We start from the raw sequence: 18,761 nt of genomic DNA, 5'->3' as shown, positions 1-18,761 counted from the left end.
TTCTTCTTTAGTGTTTGGTGCGCGTCAGGACCCGCGCCAGGATATTGAGGGCAAGCACGGCGACGGTGATCAGGAACACGCCGGCCCATGCCAGCTGTTGCCAGTTCTCGTACGGGCTCATCGCAAACTTGAAAATCGTGACCGGCAGGCTGGCCATGGGCTGGCTCACGTCAGCGGTCCAGAACTGGTTGTTCAGCGCGGTGAAAAGCAGCGGCGCGGTTTCGCCGGCAATGCGCGCCACGGCCAGCAGCACACCCGTGACCACACCGGCGCGCGCGGCACGCAGCGTGATGCTCAGGATAACCTTCCACTTGGGCGTGCCCAGTGCATAGGCCGCTTCGCGCAGGCCCGGCGGCACCAGCTGCAGCATGTTCTCGGTGGTTCGAATGACCACCGGAATCACGATCAGCGCCAGCGACAGTGCGCCGGCCAGGCCCGAGAAGGTCTTGAAGTAGGCCACCACCACGGCATAGACGAACAGGCCGATCACGATCGACGGCGCCGACAGCAGGATGTCGTTGACGAAGCGCGTGACCGATGCGAGCCAGCCCTTGGGGTTGTACTCGGCCAGGTAGATGCCGGCCATGATGCCGATGGGCGTGCCCACGAAAGTGGCCAGCATCACCATCACGAACGAGCCGAAGATGGCGTTGGCAATGCCGCCCGCCTCGTTCGGCGGCGGCGTCATTTCGGTGAACGTGGCGAGCGCCAGGCCGCCGAGGCCCAGGCGCAGCGTTTCCCACAGGATCCACACCAGCCAGAACACGCCGAACACCATCGCGGCGAGCGACAGCGTGAGCGCGATCTTGTTGACGCGGTTGCGCGAGGCGAACCGGGCCTGGCGCGTTTCGGCGAGCGCCTTGGCGCTCAGCAGGTTTTGAGCGGTACTCACGATTTCGTTCCTTCGCTCTTCTTCATCTGCGCCAGCAGCACCTTCGAGAGCGTCAGCACGACGAAGGTGATGAAGAACAGCACGAGGCCGAGGTACATCAGCGCGGCCTGGTGCAGGCCCGCGCCGGCTTCGGCGAATTCATTGGCCAGGGCCGAGGTGATGCTGTTGGCAGCCTCGAACACCGACAGCGAGTTGAGCTGGTTCATGTTGCCGATCACGAAGGTGACGGCCATGGTTTCGCCCAGCGCCCGGCCAAGGCCGAGCATGATGCCGCCGATCACGCCGGCCTTGGTGTACGGCAGCACCACCTTGGAAACGACTTCCCAGGTGGTGGAACCCAGGCCATAGGCCGATTCCTTGAGCAGCGGCGGCGTGACTTCGAACACGTCGCGCATCACCGAGGCGATGAACGGAATGATCATGATCGCCAGGATGATGCCGGCCGACAGAATGCCGATGCCGACGGGCGGGCCGGACACCAGGGCGCCAAGGTACGGCACGCCGGCGAGCAGCTTCTGCAGCGGCTGCTGCACCCAGGTCGAGAGGATGGGTCCGAAGACCAGCAGGCCCCACATGCCGTACACGATGGACGGCACGGCGGCGAGAAGTTCAATGGCGGTGCCCAGCGGGCGCTTGAGCCAGTTGGGCGACAGCTCGGTAAGGAACAGCGCAATGCCGAAGCTCACCGGCACGGCGATCACCAGCGCGATGATCGATGTGGCCAGCGTGCCGTAGATCATGACCAGGCCGCCGTACTCGTCCTTGACCGGGTCCCACACGCTGCTCGTGAGGAAGCCGAGGCCGTACTTGGAAATGGCGGGCCAGGCACCGGCGATCAGCGACAGCAGGATGCCGATGAGCATCGCCAGGGTCAGCAGCGCGGCACCCTTGGCGGCCCAGCCGAAGATTCGGTCGGCCATGGGGCCGGAACGCGGCGACTTGGCCGGAGGCGGAGGGGCGGCAGTGGTGCGGCCACGCTCGGCCGCAAGGTCAAGCGTCGCGGCGGCGGCAGGAAAAGTGGATGACACGGGTCGCTCCGGCAAAGACGAAAGCGGCGCGTCCTCGAGCGAAGTATTGCTCATGGGCGCGCCGTCCTGGACAGGTGGGTAAGTGGCTTACTTGAACGCGACGGGCTTGCCCGATGCATCCTTCACTTCACCCCACGACTTGGCGATGGTGGCCTTCACGGCGTCGGGCATCGGCACGTAGTCGAGCTCGTCGGCCGTCTTGTCGCCGCCCTTGTAGGCCCAGTCGAAGAACTTCAGCACGGTGGTGGCGTTGGCGGGCTTGTCCTGCACCTTGTGCATCAGGATGAAGGTGGCGCCGGTGATGGGCCACGAATCCTTGCCGGCCTGGTTGGTCAGCACCTGGTAGAAGCTCTTGTTCCAGTCGGCACCGGCGGCAGCGGCCTTGAAGGCGGAGTCGTCGGGCGAGACGAACGTCCCAGCTGCGTTCTGCAGTTGGGCGAAGGTCATCTTGTTCTGCTTCACGTAGGCGTACTCGACGTAGCCGATCGAGTTGGGCAGGCGGTTCACGAAAGCGGCGACGCCTTCATTGCCCTTGCCACCCGCGCCGGTGGGCCAGTTGACGGCCGTGCCTTCGCCGACCTTCGACTTCCACTCGGCGTTGACCTTGCTCAGGTAGTTGGTGAACAGGAAGCTGGTGCCCGAACCGTCGGCGCGGCGAACCGGGGCGATGGCAGCGTCGGGCAGGTTCAGCGAACCGTTCAGTGCCTTGATGGCGGGGTCGTTCCACTTGGTGATCTTGCCCAGGTAGATGTCGCCCAGGACCTGGCCGTTGAGCTTCAGCTCGCCGGGCTTGATGCCGGGGATGTTGACCACGGGGATCACGCCGCCGATGACGGTGGGGAACTGCATCAGGCCCTTGGCTTGCAGTTCGTCGTCCTTCAGGGGAGCGTCGGACGCGCCGAAATCGACGGTCTTGGCTTCGATCTGCTTGAGGCCAGCGCCCGAACCGACCGACTGGTAGTTGATCTTGACGCCGGTGGCCTTGTTGAAATCGGAGGCCCACTTGGCGTACAGCGGTGCGGGGAAGCTGGCACCGGCGCCGGTCACATCTTGCGCGAAGGCGGGAACTTGAGCGAAAGCAGCGGCGATCAGGCCGGCTGCTGCAAATTTGAACGTCGTTTTCACAAAGCTTCCTTTAGAGGTAAGAAGTAGTCCCTTTCGGGCTTGAGACGGACTCTAAAAAGCTTGTGTGACATGAATATGACACCCCTCTGTCGAGTGAAAATGCCTCTGTTTGCCCGATGGCTTGTGTGACGCTGTCACATAACCGTCATGCACTGCGCCTAGCCTCGACCCTCCCCGTGATGACACTTGGGCGATGGGCGCGTTCTGTCACGGCGCTACGATCAGAGAACCGCCCTCTTCACTACACAATGCAAAACGGCACCCGCCTCGCAGCGGTCGATCTGGGTTCGAACAGCTTCAGGCTGGAAATCGGACAGGTCGACCATGGTCAGATTCACCGCACCGAGTACCTCAAGGAAACCGTGCGCCAGGGCAACGGCCTGGACAGCGCGCGCAACCTCACGACCGAGGCCATGCAGCGCGGCTGGGACGCGCTCGCGCGTTTCGGCGAGCGGCTGGCCGGCTTCAAGCGCTCGCAGGTGCGTGCCGTGGCCACGCAAACGCTGCGCGAAGCGCGCAACCGCGAAGAATTCCTGTTGCGTGCGCGCACCATCCTGGGGTTTGGCATCGACGTGATCCCGGGCCGGGAAGAAGCCCGCCTGATCTACCAGGGCGTGGCGCACATGCTGCCGCACACCGACGCCTCCGACCGCGAACGCCGGCTGGTGATCGACATCGGCGGCCGCTCCACCGAAATGATCATCGGGCAGGCCCTGGTGGCCGAGCGGACCGAGTCGTACCGCGTGGGCAGCGTCGCCTGGTCCATGAAGCACTTTGCCGAAGGCCAGTTCACCCCCGCCGCCTTCCGAGCCGCCGAAGTAGCCGCCAAGGCCGTGCTCGACGACGCGCTGGCCAGCTACACGCGCGACCAGTGGGATGTGGCCTATGGCGCCTCGGGCACCATCGGCGCGGTGGGCGACGTGCTGGCCGCGGCCGGCGCCGAATCTGGCCTGGTCACCCGCGAAGGCCTCGACTGGCTGCTCGACCGCCTTCTCAAGGCCGGCAGCGCCGACAAGCTGCGCATCGACGGCATGCGCGAAGACCGCAAGGCCGTGATCGGCGGCGGCGTGAGCGTGCTGCGCGCGGTGTTCGACCTGCTCGGCATCACCGAAATGAAAGTGGCCCAGGGCGCGCTGCGCCATGGCGTGCTGTACGAACTGCTGGAACGCGACGAGAGCGTGGCCGACATGCGCACCGCCACGGTGGCACGGCTGGCCAACCGCTTTGCCGTGGATGCGGCGCAGGCCAAGCGCGTCGGCGAAACCGCCGCCGCCCTGTTCGTGCAACTCGCGCCGGCGGCACGTGGCGGCAACACATCGAGCCGCGCCGGCCGCGCGCTGCGCAAGCTGGGCTGGGCCGCGCAACTGCACGAAATCGGCACGCAGATTTCGCACAGCGACTATCACAAGCACGGCGCCTACATTCTCGACAACACCGACGCTCCCGGCTTCGCGGTCAACGAGATGCATGCGCTCGGCCAGCTGGTGCTGGGCCAGCGCGGCAAGCTGCGCAAGCTCGACGCGGCGCTGGATGACGAAACCTTCGTGATGCAGCTGCTTTCGCTGCGGCTGGCCTTGATCCTGTGCCATGCCCGCCGCGATCCCGACCCCGAAGCCCTGCACCTTGCGGCGCTGGGCGCCCGGGCTTTCACGATCGCCTGCGCGCCGGACTGGGCCGAGGCCTATCCGCAGTCGGCGCATCTGCTGCGCGAAGAAGTGCTGGCCTGGCAGAAGACCAGCAACTGGCGCGTGGAACTCAGCGAAGGCTGATCGACCGGTCTGCGCTTCGGCGCAGCGCAGTGCTCATCAGCGACGAAAGCTAGAGCAACTCGGGCGACTGCACCGTCACCACGACGGTCTGCACGTCGCCATCGCGCTCGCGCGTGCGAATCCACCACAGCGCGCCCTTGCGCACCGGGCAGCTGTCCTGCTTGAGGCCGAGCAGCAACGAAATGGCCTGCCCCGTCGAGGGCTGGTGGCCGATCATCAACACCACCGACTTGCCGTTGGGCCAGCCGGCCGCGCCGAGCATGGCTTCGGCCGTGGTCTCCGGCGACAGCTCGGAGCGCACCTTGTACTTGCGGCCCAGTGCCAGCGCCGTCTGCTCGCAGCGCCGCGCGGGGCTGCAGATGATGCGCGTGCCATCAGGCAGTTGGCGGTCGAGCCAGCTGGCCATGCGCTTGGCCTGCTTCTCGCCGCGTGCGGTGAGCGAGCGCTGCATGTCGTCGCAACCCTCGGTCCAGTCCTCGGCTTCGGCATGGCGCCAGAAGATCAAGTCCATGGTCATCGTCTTTCGGTCTTCAGTTATTGGCTGCATCGCGGTGATGCCCTCGCGATGCGTATCGGTTCATGAGCGCGGCCTGGGCACCGTGCGCCTCGATGGCGCGCGAGCCGCCCTCCTCGCCCGGGTGCGTGTCGCGGTCGACGCGGGTGTAGATGCCGTCGCCGCCCAGGTCCCAGGCGTCGCGCCCGTCGTGCAGGTAGGCCACCAGGCATTCGTCGATCAGGCGCTGGCGCAGGCCGGGGTCGGTCACGGGCCAGGCGAGTTCGATGCGCCGCATCATGTTGCGGTTCATCCAGTCGGCGCTCGACAGGTAGAGCGACTCGTCCTCGCCGTTGCGGAAATAGAAGACCCGCGAATGCTCCAGGAAGCGCCCGATCACCGAGCGCACGCGCACGTTGTCGGTCAGCCCCGGCACCTGCGCCGGCAGCGTGCAGGCACCGCGCACGATGAGGTCGATCTTCACGCCCTTCTGCCCCGCGCGGATCAGCGCACCGATGATCTCTTCATCGGTCAGCGCATTCATCTTCGCGACGATGCGGGTCGGCTGGCCGCTCGCGGCGGCAAGGCCCAGCGCATCGATCTGCGTGACCAGGTTCTTGTGCAGGTCGAACGGTGCAAGCCACATGCGGTTGAGCTTGGGCAGGCGGCTCTGGCTGGCAAGGTGGACGAACACCGCTTCCATGTCGGCCGTGAGCATCGGGTCGGCCGTGAGGTGGCTGATGTCGGTGTACAGCCTGGCGGTGCGCGGGTTGTAGTTGCCCGTGGACAGGTGGCCGTAGCGGCGAAGCTGCTTGCCCTCGCGGCGCGTCACCAGCAGCATCTTGGCGTGGGTCTTCAGGCCCACCACGCCGTACACCACCTGCGCGCCGATCGACTCGAGCATTTCGGCCCAGTTGATGTTGGCCTCTTCGTCGAAGCGCGCCTTCAGCTCCACCACCACCGTCACTTCCTTGCCGCGGCGCACGGCTTCGCGCAGCAGGTCCATCAGCTCGGAATCGGCGCCTGTGCGGTAGATGGTCTGCTTGATGGCCAGCACCTGGGGGTCGAGCACGGCTTCGCGCAGGAAGGCCAGCACGCCGTCGAAACTCTCGAAGGGCTGGTGAATGAGCACGTCGCCGCGCTGCAGCCGTTCGAAGAACGACTGGGCCGGCGACAGCGTGACGGGATACGACGCCGAGTACGGCGGAAAGCGCAGCTGCGGCTCGTCGATCAAGTCGATCAGCTGCGTGAGCCGCGCCAGGTTCACCGGCCCATGCACGCGGTACAGCGCTTGCGGCGGCAGGTTGAACTGCGCCAGCAAAAAGCTGGCGAGCGATTCGGCACAGCTCGCCGACACCTCCAGGCGCACGGCCTGGCCATAGTGGCGGTGCTGCAGGCCCTGGCGCAACGCGGTGCGCAGGTTCTTCACGTCTTCTTCGTCGACCGCGAGGTCGGAATGACGCGTCACGCGGAACTGCGAGAAGTCACCCACCTCGCGGCCCGGGAACATGCTCGACAGATGCGCCCGCACAACGCTCGACAGCGCCACGAACAGCGTCTTGCCGTCCGACACCTTGGCCGGCATGCGGATCAGGCGCGGCAGCACGCGCGGCAGCTTGACGATCTGGATCGGGTTCTCGCGCCCGAAGGCATCCTTGCCGCCCAGCCGCACGATGAAGTTGAGCGACTTGTTGGCCACCTGCGGGAACGGGTGCGCCGGGTCCAGCCCGACCGGAATCAGCAGCGGGCGCACTTCGCGCTCGAAATACTCGCTGACCCACTTGCGTTGCGCCGGGTTGCGCTCGCCGTGTGAAATGATGTGGATGCCATGCTTGGCAAACGTCGGCATCAGCTCGTCGTTGTACAGCGCGTACTGGCGTGCCACCAGCGTGTGGGCCGCCTCGGCCAGCCGCTCGAACGAATCGACGGTGTAGGTGCCCTTCTGGTCGCCGGCGCTGCCTGCAATGAGGTGCGGCGCGGCGCGCACTTCGAAGAACTCGTCGAGATTCGACGAAACGATGCACAAATAGCGCAGGCGCTCGATCAGCGGCACCGACGGGCGATGCGCCCAGTCGAGCACCCGCTCATTGAATGACAGGATGCTGTGGTCGCGGTCCAGCAGCGTGAACGTGGGCGCCGCGGTACCGAGCGACGGATCTGCGGGGACGGATGGCATGGGCACTGATTCTGGAGCAAGCGGCACGGGAGAACACGTAGGCTGAAATATGACAGTGTCAGCCTCGTTCGTGACAGTTGCATGACATTCCCGTGACGCCTCCGTGCCCGCCTCGGAGGAACCGGCAGCACCCGGCGAAGCAGCGAGCGGCCCGGTTTCGGGCCGGGCGGCCGCTGGTTTCATGCGCCGAGGAAGTGCTTGCGGTAGCGCGCCGGCAGGTCGTCGATGCGCATCAGCATCGGCAGGTCGGCGGCGTTGAAGTCCGGGTCCCAGGCGGGCGCGCCCAGCACCTTGGCGCCCAGGCGCAGGTAGCCCTTGATGAGCGCCGGCGGCTCGACGTCGAGCGTGCTGTCGAGCCGTTCGACCGGCAGCGGCAGGCGGGGCTGCACCTGGTATTGAATCGGGGCCATGTGCTTGGCCGACACCTGGCGCCAGATGCTGGCCGCTGCGTCGCCGCTGGTCACGCCGTTGTGTGACATCGGGATGCTGGCGCAACCGATCATCGTGTCCAGCTTGTTGCGGTGCATGAAACCGGCCAGCGCGCCCCACAGCGCCAGGATCACGCCGCCCTGGCGGTGCTCGGGGTGCACGCAGCTGCGGCCCAGCTCGACCATGCGCTCGCGCAGGTCGCGCAGGCGGGTCAGGTCGAATTCGGTGTCGCTGTAGGTGCTGCCGACGCGGCGCGCCTGTGCCGGCGTGAGCACGCGGTAGGTGCCGATCACCTGTTGCGTGAGTTCGTCGCGCACCAGCAGGTGTTCGCAGAAATCGTCGAACAGGTCGATGTCGTGGCCGGCCAGCGGCGACGAGACCCGGGCGCCCATTTCGCCGACGAACACGTCGTAGCGCAGGCGCTGGGCGGCGCGCACATCGTCGAGGTGGCGGGCCCAGCCCACCGTGATGCCTTGTTTGGATTCGACGGCCGGCGGGAGAATGGCGGCAGCGGGTGCGGCCGGCACCGAAGTGCGCACGGCGGCAACTGCGGCAACAGAGGCGGCAGCGGCGACGGTTCCTGTCGCGGGAGCGGGCCACAAGGCCGCGCGCAGCCCGATCTGCGAAAACGGAAACGTCGGGTTGGGCAGTTCTTTCATGGGGAACCCTTTCTGCCGAGGGAGTCTCCGCACCTGCGATGAAGCCGGCATGTCAGGAACATTGCAAGCGCATGACGGTGTTACAGCCCGCGGACACGCCTTCGGCGTCTAATGCGGTGGATTCGCGAAACGGAGCTCGAAGACATGCCCATCGACACCAGCGGCACCGGCAACAGCCGCCTTCACCAGACCTTTCCCGTCCTCAGTGACACCGAGATTGCGCGCATTGCACGCTTCGGCAGCGTGCAACAGTTTGCACGCGGCACGCGCCTCTTTACGGCCGGCGAAACCGGCCCCGGCATGTTCGTGCTGCTCAAAGGCGTCGTGGCTGTGACGCAACGCGATGGCCTCGGCCACGTGGTGCCGATCGTGCGGCAAGGGCCGGGCGAATTCCTGGCCGAAGTCGGCCAGCTGAGCGGCCGCCCTGCCCTGGTCGACGGCCACGCCGACGAAGACGTCGAAGCGCTGCTCGTGTCGCCCGCGCAACTGCGTGCGCTGCTGGTGGCCGAAGCCGACCTGGGCGAGCGCATCACGCGGGCGCTCATCTTGCGGCGCGTGGCGCTGATCGAATCGGGCGCCAGCGGCCCGGTGCTGATCGGTCCGCCGCAATCGCCGGACATGGCGCGGCTCGAGAATTTCCTGCGCCGCAACGGCTACCCCTACCACCTGGTGGATGCGGTCGAAGACCCCGACGCCGCCGCGCTGCTCGCGCAATACGGCGCAAGCCAGTTGCTGGCCGTCTGCCCTGACGGCTCGGTGCTCGTCAACCCGAGCGACGATGCACTGGCGCGCTGCCTCGGCATGGTCGACACCGTCGAGCACGACGAGTTGTTCGACGTGGCCGTGGTCGGCGCCGGCCCGGCCGGGCTGGCAACCGCCGTCTACGCCGCCTCCGAAGGCTTGCGCGTGATCGTGCTCGACTGCCGCGCCTTCGGCGGCCAGGCAGGCGCCAGCGCGCGCATCGAGAACTACCTGGGCTTTCCGACCGGCATCTCGGGGCAGGCACTGGCGGGGCGTGCCTTCGTGCAGGCACAGAAATTCGGCGTCGAGATGCTGATACCCGCCAAGGTCGTGTCGCTGGACTGTTCGCGCAACAACGCGCTCGGCAGCCTGGCCATCGCTCTGGCCGACGGCCGCACCATCCACGCGCGCACCGTGGTCATTGCCAGCGGCGCGCGCTACCGGCGCCCGAGCGTGCCGCGGCTGGCCGAGTTCGAAGGACGCGGCATCTGGTACTGGGCCTCGGCCATCGAAGCCAAGATCTGCTCGCAGCAGGAAGTGGCGCTGGTCGGCGGCGGCAACTCGGCCGGCCAGGCGGCGGTGTTCCTGTCGCACCACGCGGCCAAGGTCAATGTGCTGGTGCGCGGGCCTTCGCTGGCGGCCAGCATGTCGCGTTATCTGATCGACCGCATCGAGGCCACGCCCAACATCTCGCTGCAACCGCACACCGAACTCGTGCGCCTGCATGGCGGCTCCGACGAAGGCCTTACAGGCGCGACGTGGCGCTGCCACACGACCGGCAACGAACATGACTGCCCAGCCCGCAATATCTTTTTGTTCGTCGGCGCGGAGCCTGAAACCTCGTGGCTCGAAGGCTGCGGCGTGTCGGTCGACAAGCATGGCTTTGTGCTGACCGGCACCGCCGCCAGCAGCGGCTTTCCGGCCCGGCCCTCCACCGCGCTCGAATCGAGCGTATCGGGCGTGTTCGCCGTCGGTGACGTGCGCTCCGGCTCGGTCAAGCGCGTGGGCGGCGCCATCGGCGAAGGGGCTGCGGCGGTGGCGCTGATTCACCAGCACCTGTCGTCGGCATCGGCCGTCGCCTGACGCCTGATGCATTTCGCGCGAACACCGCATCGAAAAACCGACAACAACTCACCCCACGACAAGGAGCTTCCCGGTGCCCATCAAAGCCTGCGACCACGTGCCCTCGACCATCGCGCCACCTCATACCCTGAAGGGCTGCGAAGACTGCCTGAAGACGGGCGACAGCTGGGTCCACCTTCGCCTGTGCGTGCACTGCGGCCACGTGGGCTGCTGCGATTCGTCGAAGAACCGCCACGCCACCCGGCACTCGAAGGCCGAAGGGCATCCGGTGATCCAGTCCATCGAGCCCGGCGAAGCCTGGATGTGGTGCAACACGCACGAGAAACAGGTCGGCTGAAAGCGCGAAGCGGCAGGCCTGCATTCATCGAATTCCCAGGCCTGCACGCGGTTGGATTCGCGCGTATATCCTGCGCCCTCGCATCACATTCACCCCACACGGAGCCCAGCGACATGCCCGCATCGCCCATCGAGGTCTATTCATGGCCCACGCCGAACGGCCACAAGATTCACATCATGCTGGAGGAGTGCGGCCTGCCGTACCACGCGCATCCGGTGAACATCGGCAAGGGCGACCAGTTCGCGCCCGAGTTCCTGCGGATCAGCCCCAACAACAAGATTCCCGCCATCACCGACCCCGACGGTCCGGACGGCAAGCCGATCTCGCTCTTCGAGTCGGGCGCCATCCTCGTGTACCTCGCGGGCAAGACCGGCAAGCTGCTGCCCACCGGTGATCGCGAGCGCTACGACGTGCTGCAGTGGCTCATGTTCCAGATGGGCGGGGTCGGCCCGATGCTCGGCCAGGCGCACCACTTCCGCCTGTACGCGCCCGAGAAGATCGCCTATGCCATTGACCGCTACACCAACGAAGCCAAGCGCATCTACGGCGTGATCGACAAGCAACTGTCGAAGAACAAGTTCATTGCCGGCAAGAGCTATTCGATTGCCGACATCGCCATCTTCCCGTGGCTGCGCAGCTGGGAAAACCAGGGCATCACGCTCACCGATTTCCCGCACCTGAAGGCCTGGTTCGACGGCATCGCCGCCCGCCCCGCCGTGCAGCGCGGCGTGAAAGTGCTGGCCGATTTGCGCCAGCCGATCACCGGCGACAAGGAGCGAGAAGTACTTTTCGGCAAGACGCAGTACGAGAAGCGCTGAAACCGGTCAATATCCGGGCTAGAATAGAAGGCTTGTCGGGGTGTAGCGCAGCCTGGTAGCGCATCTGGTTTGGGACCAGAGGGTCGAAGGTTCGAATCCTTTCGCCCCGACCATAAAAAGTGAATGCCTGCAATGACTTACGTCGTTGCAGGCATTTTGCTTTGGCTAGCCGGTTTCTAACCGGCAGCAGGCTTTCTAACGGCCAGCGCGTTTTGATACCTCGATTTTCGCGACGATTCGCCGCGCGCCGAGCGCGTCAATAGAGGGAGATTTCCCATTGCTGGGCCAGCAAGCTTTCTTCACCTCGCCCTACGTGGCCAACCCCAGTGCCCGCCCGTTCGACCTAGCCTGAATCGGGTATGGAATCAGGTGCAATTTCGCAGTTCACTTGTCGCTTGCGAGAACAAGGGCAAGAAAAAGGAACGCAAATGGGAAAGAAGGCATTTCACCTGGCCACCATCACGCTGAAGCTGCCGCGCGACATGAGTGCCGAGGAAGAAATCGCAGCGCTGCGCGCCGCGGGCATTCCTGTCGACTCGAAGTGCAATGCGGAATGGGGCTTTCTCTTTATCCGATCGACGCGGACAGGAGAAGCCAATTTCTTCCGATGGTTTGCCGAAGACATCAGCGACGGCAGAGCGGCTTCATCGGTGAGGCCCTCGCCCCCACCAGCGATGCCGGGATCGGCGTCGGGGTGGACCGCTCAGATGGAACAACAGTCCACGGGCTCTTCGCGTGCGCAGCGCGCTGCAAGCGACTCCGCTGCGCCCATGCACATGGTGTGAGCATCGGCCAGCGAACCGCCGGACCCGCCGATTGCATCGTCTTCAGAAGACGTGGTTGTACGTGAACAGCAACGCCGCAGTGCCGAGCGGTGCGATCTGAACTGAATCCTGCTTCGTGATGCGGTAGCCCAGCGCCGGAATCACCAGCGGCGAAAAACCGCCGTGGTTCAACGGCACCTTGTTCTTGTATTCGCCCACGTAGCCGTACATCAGGCCGACGGTCAGCTTGGCATAGAGCGCGGGCTGGTCGAACAGGTTGTCCCAGCGATAGCCGTAGTAGGCATAGACGCTGGGCTGGCCGAAGGAGTTGCTGAAAAAGCCCGTGCCCCACAGCCAGTTGTCCGGCAGGTGGCGCTCGACGCCGATCAGATAGACGCTACGGTGCTCCGGGCTGTGGGTCCAGTGATAGGCAAACGGCGAGATCGTCAACTCCCACTTGTCCGCGCTGTCGACGCTGCCGACATGACCGCCATCACTGCCGCTCCGCGTGAGTGACGACTGGGCGAAAGCTTGCGGTGCGTGCAACGTCTGCAGTGCCACGAAGCCGATCAACGCAAGCGAGGGCAGATGGCGATGGCCCATGGAGATATTCATGTTTGATTCCTTGTTTCACCTCCCGATGGGTCGGTGGCCAACGCGCCCCTCGAAGCCCGAGGCAAAAAGAGGCCCTCCACAAACGGGAAGGCCCCTCACGGGGCTCTCGAAACATGGTCGGTGACGACCGCACTTCACTCCACAGCGTTACGCGTTTGGCGTTGGTGACTTTAGAGCGCGAAACGCATGGCTTCCTGAGTCCATCCTGAAGCTTCTCTCGCAGAAGAAACTTTCTGCACAGACTCGCGGAGCTTGTCGTCTCTGCGGCGCGAGGTCACGAGGAAGAAGTGACTGGCCGCGCGAAGGTCTCAAGACGCGGATGTGGGTAGAATTCGGCCTTCCCGGTTAGAAGCAGAAGCGTCCAAGTCGTTGATTTATTTGGTTTCTCGCCCTGCTTTTGCAATCAACGGCCCGAAGGCTCGAAGCCTTCAGTCCCGACACAGTTTTTGCCCGGAATCTGCCCGTAGCTCAGTTGGATAGAGCACCTGCCTTCTAAGCAGGTTGTCGGGGGTTCGATCCCCTCCGGGCAGGCCAGATAAGTTGTTGATTTTGTTAGGTTTTTCCAAAAACCCGCAAAATCCTACTGGCCTGAAAACCTCTCAAAGCGTCCTCCCGCTACGCAAAAGGTAGCAGCGCTACCTGGCATTTCTCGTACTCTTCTGCGTATGGCGCAGAACATCCAAGAGTGAGGCGGCCGCTTCCAACTACGCATCAAGCACAAGCTGCTTGGTCAGCTCGTCTCCGTGCAGACCTGCCTTGCAACGGAGCGCCACCGCCCCCGAAATGCCCCCGAGCGACAGGCCCCGGGGCAAAAGCAATCTACCAACGGTGCGAGTAGCTGACCTTCAGCACCGCTCCCGCAGCCGGCAAGCGGCTCGTGTTGTTGCTGTTGCGCAGCAGCTGGCTGTACAGCGGGAAGTAGTGGCGGTTGAGCAGGTTCTCGACACCCACGACAAGGGTGTTCCTGTCGTCGATCTTGAAGCGGCTCACGAGGTCGACGGTGGTATAGCCGCGGACATCGCGGCGCCCGAAGCTGTCGACGCCATCGAGCCGGTAGTCCTTCGATCCATACGACACGGCCTGCAGCCGATGGCTCCAGCGCGAGCTGGGCTTGTATTCGACATAGGCGGTCAACTTGAGCGGCGGAATGCGATATCCCCACATGTCCTGGTAGCGGGCACCGCCCTGCGGCAGCTCGCGCCCTTTCATCCAGGTGAAGGAGCCGCCCACGCCCCAGCGATCGTTGCTGCCGGCGTAGTCGATGGCGCCTTCGATGCCGTGAATGCGCTCCTTGGTGCGCGTCATGATCAGGCCGTTGAACGAACTCTGGACCGCGCCCAGCGCCGATTGCGATTGGAAGACGCTCAGGTTGGTCACGGCGTTGTCGAAGCGGCCGCGCCAGCCGAACTCCACCGTGTCGGTCTTCACCGGCTGCAGGTTGGACCCTCGGATGTTGAAGCTGGGGCTTGCATTGCGGACCTGCAGGCCGATGTCGGGCAGCTCGAACCCCTGGCTGTACGACGCGTAGATGTCATGGTGCCGGCTCGGATTGAACACCACGCCGGCGTTGTAGGTCCACGCACCGTAGTCCAATGCGCCTCCCGCCACCTGGCCGGGATTGCGCGCGCGCAGTTGCGACAACGGCCTGAAGCTGTCGAAGCGCGCACTGGCCTTGTCGTAGCGCGCACCACCTTCGACCGACCAGCTGTCGTTGAAGCGATGCTGCAACTGGGCAAAACCGCCCAGGCTGCGCGTGGTGATGGGCGGCATGAAGATCAGCGTGCCGGTCTTGCTGAAGCGCAGGCCCCGGCTCGCGTCGTAGAGTTTCGGATCGAACACGTCGAGCGGCATGTCGGTGCGCTCCTCGTTGAAGTCGGCACCCCAGGTCAGTTGCGTCTTCTTGTCGGCGCCGAACGGCGTCTTGACGGTCAAGCGCCCGCCGAACACCCGCGAGTTTTGCGTCACCTGGTCGACGTTGGCGCCACGCGCCGCGACCGCACGGGCATCGAAGGGCGCGAAGCGCGTGAAGAAGTCCCTGTAGTACAGCTGCGCGGCCAGCGTGCTGCCCGCGATGTCGCGGTTCGTGTAGTCGAGGCCAAGCAGCGAATTGGTCACGCGGTTCTGCTTGTCGAGCTGCAGGCCCTTGAGCGACCGTGCGGCGACGCTGCCGGCGGGCAGCTTGGCTACGGATGCGTCGGAGGCGTAGTCGGTGTCCTGCTTTGCGTCGTAGTGGCTCGCGGAGAACTGCAGCCGCTGGTCGGCATCGATGCGGTAGCCGATCTTCGCGGAGGCGTTGTAGATGTTCGAGTCGAACAGGTCGCCCTGGCTGGGCTCCGGCGCGAGACGATCGCCACGCGCGTCGAAAGAGCCGCCCACGCGCCGCGCGCCCAGGCTCACCGCGTAGTCGAAGACCTCGCCGCCGCCAGAAATGTAGTGCTGCACCTCGCCACCCAATCCCGCGGAGCCCAGCCGCGAGAGTGGCGCAACGCCGGTGATGGTGGTCTCGGCACGCGGCTCGCCGCTGGGCTGGCGTGTGCGGATGGAAACGATGCCCCCGGCCGCCCCGCTGCCATAGATCGCGCTGCTGCCCCGCAGCACTTCGATCTGGTCGACGTCGGCTGGATTGATGTTGGCGAGGTTGCGCGACGAATCACGGTTGGTGTTGAGCGGGATGCCATCGACCAGCACCAGCATGTTGCGCCCGCGCAAGGTCTGGCCGAAATCGGTGATGGTGTGGCTGGAGTCCGCCATGCCGGGCACGACCTTGCTCAGCAAGGTGGCCACGCTGTCCGAGCCCTGGCGCAACGTGTCCAGTTCCTCGCGCTCGAGTACCGTCACCTGCCGCGTCGGCGCCATCAGGTCGCTTTGCGTGCGCGCTGTCACGGTGACCGCGGGCAACGCCGCGCCGGGAGCCTCGGTGCCAGCCACGGTGGACACAGGCGCCTGGGTCGCAGCGGCGCCAAGCGCCGCGGGTTGAGTGACCGTGTCCAGCGTGAAATTGCCATCGCCGAGCCGCCGCGTACGCAGACCGCTGCCGGCCAGCAACCGGCCGAAGCCCTCTTCCACCGAAAACTCGCCGGAGAGGCCCGGCGTCGTCAGGTTGCGCGTGCGGGACAGGTCGATGCTCAGGTTGACGCCGGCCTGCCCCGCGAAGCTCAGCAAGGCCGGGCCGAGCGGGCCGGCCGGGATGTTGTATGCCCTGCGTGCCTGAGCCGCGCTGGTATCGGCCCCCCAGGCCTGCGTTGTGGCGAGGCTGGCGGCAGTGAGGCCAAGAGCGCACAGCGCGCTGTGGATAGCGCGCACGATCTGGCGCTGCGGGTTCGCTTGCAACGCAAGCTTGGGGGAAACGGGGAGCCGGTCGGTCATGAAAGAGGTCCTTGTCGCAAGTCAGGCAAATCGGTCGATTGGGTTTCAACCGACATGACAGGCGAAGCGTCAGAACCGGACACGCATCGGCAAAAATAATTTATGCAGCGGTCAGGGTCACCCAATAGCGGGTGCGGGAATCGACGCGCACCGGCAAGGTTTGCGCAAGGATGTCGAGGATGCGGTCGGTGTTGTCGAGCTGGAACGCGCCCGACACGCGCAGGTCCGCGATGGCTGGATCACAGCGCAGAACCCCGCTTCTGTAGCGCGCGAGTTCGGCGATGAAATCGCCCAGGCGCATTTCCTGCGCGTACAGCACGCCCTGGGCCCAGGCATCGGCCCCGGTGCTGGCGGGCGATACGGCGCCAACGGCGTCGGCGGTGAATGCGAGTTGCTGCCCAGCGCTCACGACGACCGATGCGTCGGGCGCCCGCGACGGACGCACTTCCACCGCGCCAGCCAGCACGGTCAGGCGGCTGTGGCCTTCGTCACGGCGCACGATGAAGCGCGTGCCCAGGGCCTGCAGGCGGCCTTCGGGGGTTTCCACGAGAAAGGGTCGGTGCGGCCCAGGGCTCGGGTCCGAGGCGGTCTCGATCAGGATTTCGCCCTCGCGTTGCCGGACTAGGCGCCTCGTGGCATCGAAGGCCACGTCGATGGCGGTCGCGGTGTTGATGCTGATGCGGCTGCCGTCGTCCAGTACGATGTCGCGCCGCTCGCCGGTGGCGGTGCGGTACTCGGCACCCAACGTCTGCCAGGGCACCGCGCGATAGCCGATCCACGCCACCGAAGGCGCCGCGAGCAGCACGGCCACGGTTCGGAGCAGCGCACGACGGTTCGCGGTGGCGCGGCCGCGATCGAGCACCGGCATGCCCACGGCAGGCGGTACCGCGCCGAACTTGCGACTGAGTTGTTCCGCGCTTTGCCACACGCGCTGGTGGTCGGGGCTCTGGTTGCGCCAGCGCTCGCAACGTTGCGCATCGGCTTCGGTGAAATGGCCCGCATGCATGCGGGCGAGCCACTGCGCGGCCTCGTCCACCAGGCGCGCATCGACCGGACCGTCGGCAGCGTGCGGCGTCGTCACGCCTGTTGCGTCAGCATCAGGTGCAGACACTGCCTGAATCCCTGCGCCATGTAGCGAGTGACGGTTCGCACGCTGACCTGCAACTGCGCCGCGATGTCCTCGTAGGCAAGGCCTTCGAGCTGCGACATGAGAAAGGCGGTGCGCGCCTTGGCCGGCAGTTCGTCCAGCAGCGCATCGAGTTCGTGCAGGGTCTCCAGCAGGATCGCGCGCTCCTCGACCGAGGGCACGAGTGCTTGCGGCAACAGCGCGAGCGATGCCTGGTACGCGCGCTCGAGCGACTGTCGCTCGTAGTGGTTCACCACCAGCCGCCGCGCGACCGTGGTCAGGTACGCGCGCGGCTCTCGCAGTGCGGGAATGGCATCTGCCTGGCAACCGACCCACACACGCATGAAGGTGTCGTGGGCAATGTCCGCGGCGTCGAAGCTGTTGCCCAGCTTCTTGCGCAGCCAGCCGTACAGCCAACCATGGTGGTCGCTGTAGAGGTTGTGGACGTCCTGTTCGAGAAGTGATCCGCGGGCAAGCATGTGTCGTCGTTTCGTTGGCGCAACCGATGTCACCCGGTTGTTGCTTTGCCCGTGCCTGCCCACCATCCGCGAACCATGTGCAACAACGGGACGAGCATCAGCGCAGCGCACACCCAGAAGTACTGCGAGCCGCCCTCGAGGAATGGCTCGATCGCGGATGACAGGGGTGCACCGCTTGCAGCCGTGCCGTGCAATCTCAGGAGTTTGCTGACGCCATGCAGCAACATCTGGATCGACAGCAGCGACAGGAGCAATGCCGAGATCCTGAAAAGCGCCAGCAGCCCGGAACGGATGCGCAGCCACTTCCAGATCGGCACCAGAAGCCCGGCTGCAACCATGCCGAAGAGCATTCCGATCACCGCATCTGCCGCCCCCGAACGGGCGCTGATCGAGCGCATGAACACCGCGACTTCAAGCGATTCACGAAAGGCCGCAAGTGCCACGAATCCGACGACGACCGCGGCGGCACCTCGCCGCTCCAGCCACGACTCGAGAAAAAGCTGAACACGGCTTCGGATGCTTCCCGCGGAGGCCGCCATGCTCATGGCGACAAGCAGGACACCCAGGCCCATCACTGCCGAGAGGGCCGCCTCCACGACGCCGTCGAAGGTCGCGTCCATCAGGATCACGGCAAGACCTGCTGCTGGCACCAGGCCAAGCACCAGCCCCCAGGCGATGTATGGCACCAGCCGCAGTCGGCGCGCCTGGAACAGGCAAGCGCCCAGCGAGCCGACGATCAACATCAGCTCCGCCAGCTCGCGCAGCGTGACGGCAAAAGCATCAAACATGGGAGAAGAGCTCGCTGCCAGAATCGGAGACGATGACAATGATTCGCATTCTCCAAAGTATCGCATGATCGCC

At 65.4% G+C, this 18,761-nt stretch carries 16 protein-coding genes and 2 tRNA genes; 7 read left to right on the top strand and 11 right to left on the bottom strand.

What is annotated here, in order from left to right; translation table 11 throughout:
* Positions 1 to 7: 7 nt before the first annotated feature.
* From pstA to pstS, 3 genes are read right to left on the bottom strand one after another with little or no spacing between them, the layout of a single operon-like run.
* Positions 8 to 892 (bottom strand): phosphate ABC transporter permease PstA, encoded by an 885-nt coding sequence (pstA, locus tag DBV14_RS04750; protein ID WP_124458050.1) that lies wholly within the window; start codon positions 890 to 892, stop codon positions 8 to 10.
* A complete protein-coding gene (pstC, locus tag DBV14_RS04745; RefSeq protein WP_124458049.1) occupies positions 889 to 1,974 on the bottom strand; it encodes a phosphate ABC transporter permease subunit PstC in 1,086 nt (361 codons plus the stop codon). The genes pstA and pstC overlap by 4 nt, the downstream gene beginning before the upstream one ends.
* Positions 1,975 to 2,007: 33 nt before the next feature.
* A complete protein-coding gene (pstS, locus tag DBV14_RS04740) occupies positions 2,008 to 3,045 on the bottom strand; it encodes a phosphate ABC transporter substrate-binding protein PstS (RefSeq protein ID WP_124458048.1) in 1,038 nt (345 codons plus the stop codon).
* A gap of 248 nt (positions 3,046 to 3,293) precedes the next feature.
* On the opposite strand from pstS, the gene DBV14_RS04735 reads away from it, so the two are divergent.
* Entirely contained in the window at positions 3,294 to 4,814 is a 1,521-nt protein-coding gene (locus DBV14_RS04735; protein WP_124458047.1) for a Ppx/GppA phosphatase family protein, read from the top strand.
* A gap of 49 nt (positions 4,815 to 4,863) precedes the next feature.
* Here DBV14_RS04735 and DBV14_RS04730 read toward each other — a convergent pair whose 3' ends face one another.
* The 3 genes from DBV14_RS04730 to DBV14_RS04720 all read right to left on the bottom strand — a co-directional run bounded on the left by DBV14_RS04730 (position 4,864) and on the right by DBV14_RS04720 (position 8,571).
* Positions 4,864 to 5,325 (bottom strand): histidine phosphatase family protein, encoded by a 462-nt coding sequence (locus DBV14_RS04730; protein WP_185545926.1) that lies wholly within the window; start codon positions 5,323 to 5,325, stop codon positions 4,864 to 4,866.
* A gap of 19 nt (positions 5,326 to 5,344) precedes the next feature.
* Positions 5,345 to 7,483, bottom strand: coding sequence for a polyphosphate kinase 1 (ppk1, locus tag DBV14_RS04725; protein WP_260396815.1), 2,139 nt, complete (start codon positions 7,481 to 7,483; stop codon positions 5,345 to 5,347).
* A gap of 179 nt (positions 7,484 to 7,662) precedes the next feature.
* The gene (locus DBV14_RS04720) at positions 7,663 to 8,571 is read right to left on the bottom strand and encodes a GNAT family N-acetyltransferase (RefSeq protein ID WP_124458044.1); all 909 of its coding nucleotides are present in this window, start codon (positions 8,569 to 8,571) and stop codon (positions 7,663 to 7,665) included.
* Positions 8,572 to 8,715: 144 nt separating this feature from the next.
* Here DBV14_RS04720 and DBV14_RS04715 point away from each other — a divergent pair, with 144 nt between their 5' ends.
* The 5 genes from DBV14_RS04715 to DBV14_RS33330 all read left to right on the top strand — a co-directional run bounded on the left by DBV14_RS04715 (position 8,716) and on the right by DBV14_RS33330 (position 12,335).
* Entirely contained in the window at positions 8,716 to 10,395 is a 1,680-nt protein-coding gene (locus DBV14_RS04715) for an FAD-dependent oxidoreductase (protein WP_124458043.1), read from the top strand.
* Between the two features lie 73 nt (positions 10,396 to 10,468).
* On the top strand, positions 10,469 to 10,732 hold the full coding sequence (locus DBV14_RS04710) for a UBP-type zinc finger domain-containing protein (RefSeq protein ID WP_124458042.1): 264 nt from the start codon (positions 10,469 to 10,471) through the stop codon (positions 10,730 to 10,732).
* A 113-nt stretch (positions 10,733 to 10,845) separates the two neighbouring features.
* Positions 10,846 to 11,550: a glutathione binding-like protein gene (locus DBV14_RS04705; protein ID WP_124458041.1), complete on the top strand. Its 705-nt coding sequence runs from the start codon at positions 10,846 to 10,848 to the stop codon at positions 11,548 to 11,550.
* A 36-nt stretch (positions 11,551 to 11,586) separates the two neighbouring features.
* Positions 11,587 to 11,663, top strand: a tRNA-Pro gene (locus tag DBV14_RS04700).
* A 246-nt stretch (positions 11,664 to 11,909) separates the two neighbouring features.
* Complete coding sequence (locus DBV14_RS33330) at positions 11,910 to 12,335, top strand: hypothetical protein (RefSeq protein ID WP_185545922.1); 426 nt, start codon at positions 11,910 to 11,912, stop codon at positions 12,333 to 12,335.
* A gap of 42 nt (positions 12,336 to 12,377) precedes the next feature.
* Here DBV14_RS33330 and DBV14_RS04690 read toward each other — a convergent pair whose 3' ends face one another.
* Positions 12,378 to 12,929 (bottom strand): hypothetical protein, encoded by a 552-nt coding sequence (locus tag DBV14_RS04690; protein ID WP_260396814.1) that lies wholly within the window; start codon positions 12,927 to 12,929, stop codon positions 12,378 to 12,380.
* A 457-nt stretch (positions 12,930 to 13,386) separates the two neighbouring features.
* On the opposite strand from DBV14_RS04690, the gene DBV14_RS04685 reads away from it, so the two are divergent.
* A tRNA-Arg gene (locus tag DBV14_RS04685) sits at positions 13,387 to 13,463 on the top strand.
* Between the two features lie 285 nt (positions 13,464 to 13,748).
* Here the strand turns inward: DBV14_RS04685 and DBV14_RS04680 are convergent.
* The 4 genes from DBV14_RS04680 to DBV14_RS04665 all read right to left on the bottom strand — a co-directional run bounded on the left by DBV14_RS04680 (position 13,749) and on the right by DBV14_RS04665 (position 18,688).
* The gene (locus DBV14_RS04680; RefSeq protein WP_124458040.1) at positions 13,749 to 16,295 is read right to left on the bottom strand and encodes a TonB-dependent receptor; all 2,547 of its coding nucleotides are present in this window, start codon (positions 16,293 to 16,295) and stop codon (positions 13,749 to 13,751) included.
* A 100-nt stretch (positions 16,296 to 16,395) separates the two neighbouring features.
* A complete protein-coding gene (locus tag DBV14_RS04675) occupies positions 16,396 to 17,376 on the bottom strand; it encodes a FecR domain-containing protein (RefSeq protein WP_260396813.1) in 981 nt (326 codons plus the stop codon).
* On the bottom strand, positions 17,373 to 17,900 hold the full coding sequence (locus DBV14_RS04670; RefSeq protein ID WP_124458039.1) for a sigma-70 family RNA polymerase sigma factor: 528 nt from the start codon (positions 17,898 to 17,900) through the stop codon (positions 17,373 to 17,375). Before DBV14_RS04670 ends, DBV14_RS04675 begins: the two co-directional genes overlap by 4 nt.
* Positions 17,901 to 17,929: 29 nt before the next feature.
* Entirely contained in the window at positions 17,930 to 18,688 is a 759-nt protein-coding gene (locus DBV14_RS04665; protein ID WP_124458038.1) for a hypothetical protein, read from the bottom strand.
* Positions 18,689 to 18,761 lie beyond the last annotated feature (73 nt).

The organism is Variovorax sp. KBW07 (assembly GCF_003852515.1).
GTDB lineage: Bacteria > Pseudomonadota > Gammaproteobacteria > Burkholderiales > Burkholderiaceae_C > Variovorax.
This window is presented reverse-complemented; position numbering and strand designations above follow the sequence as displayed.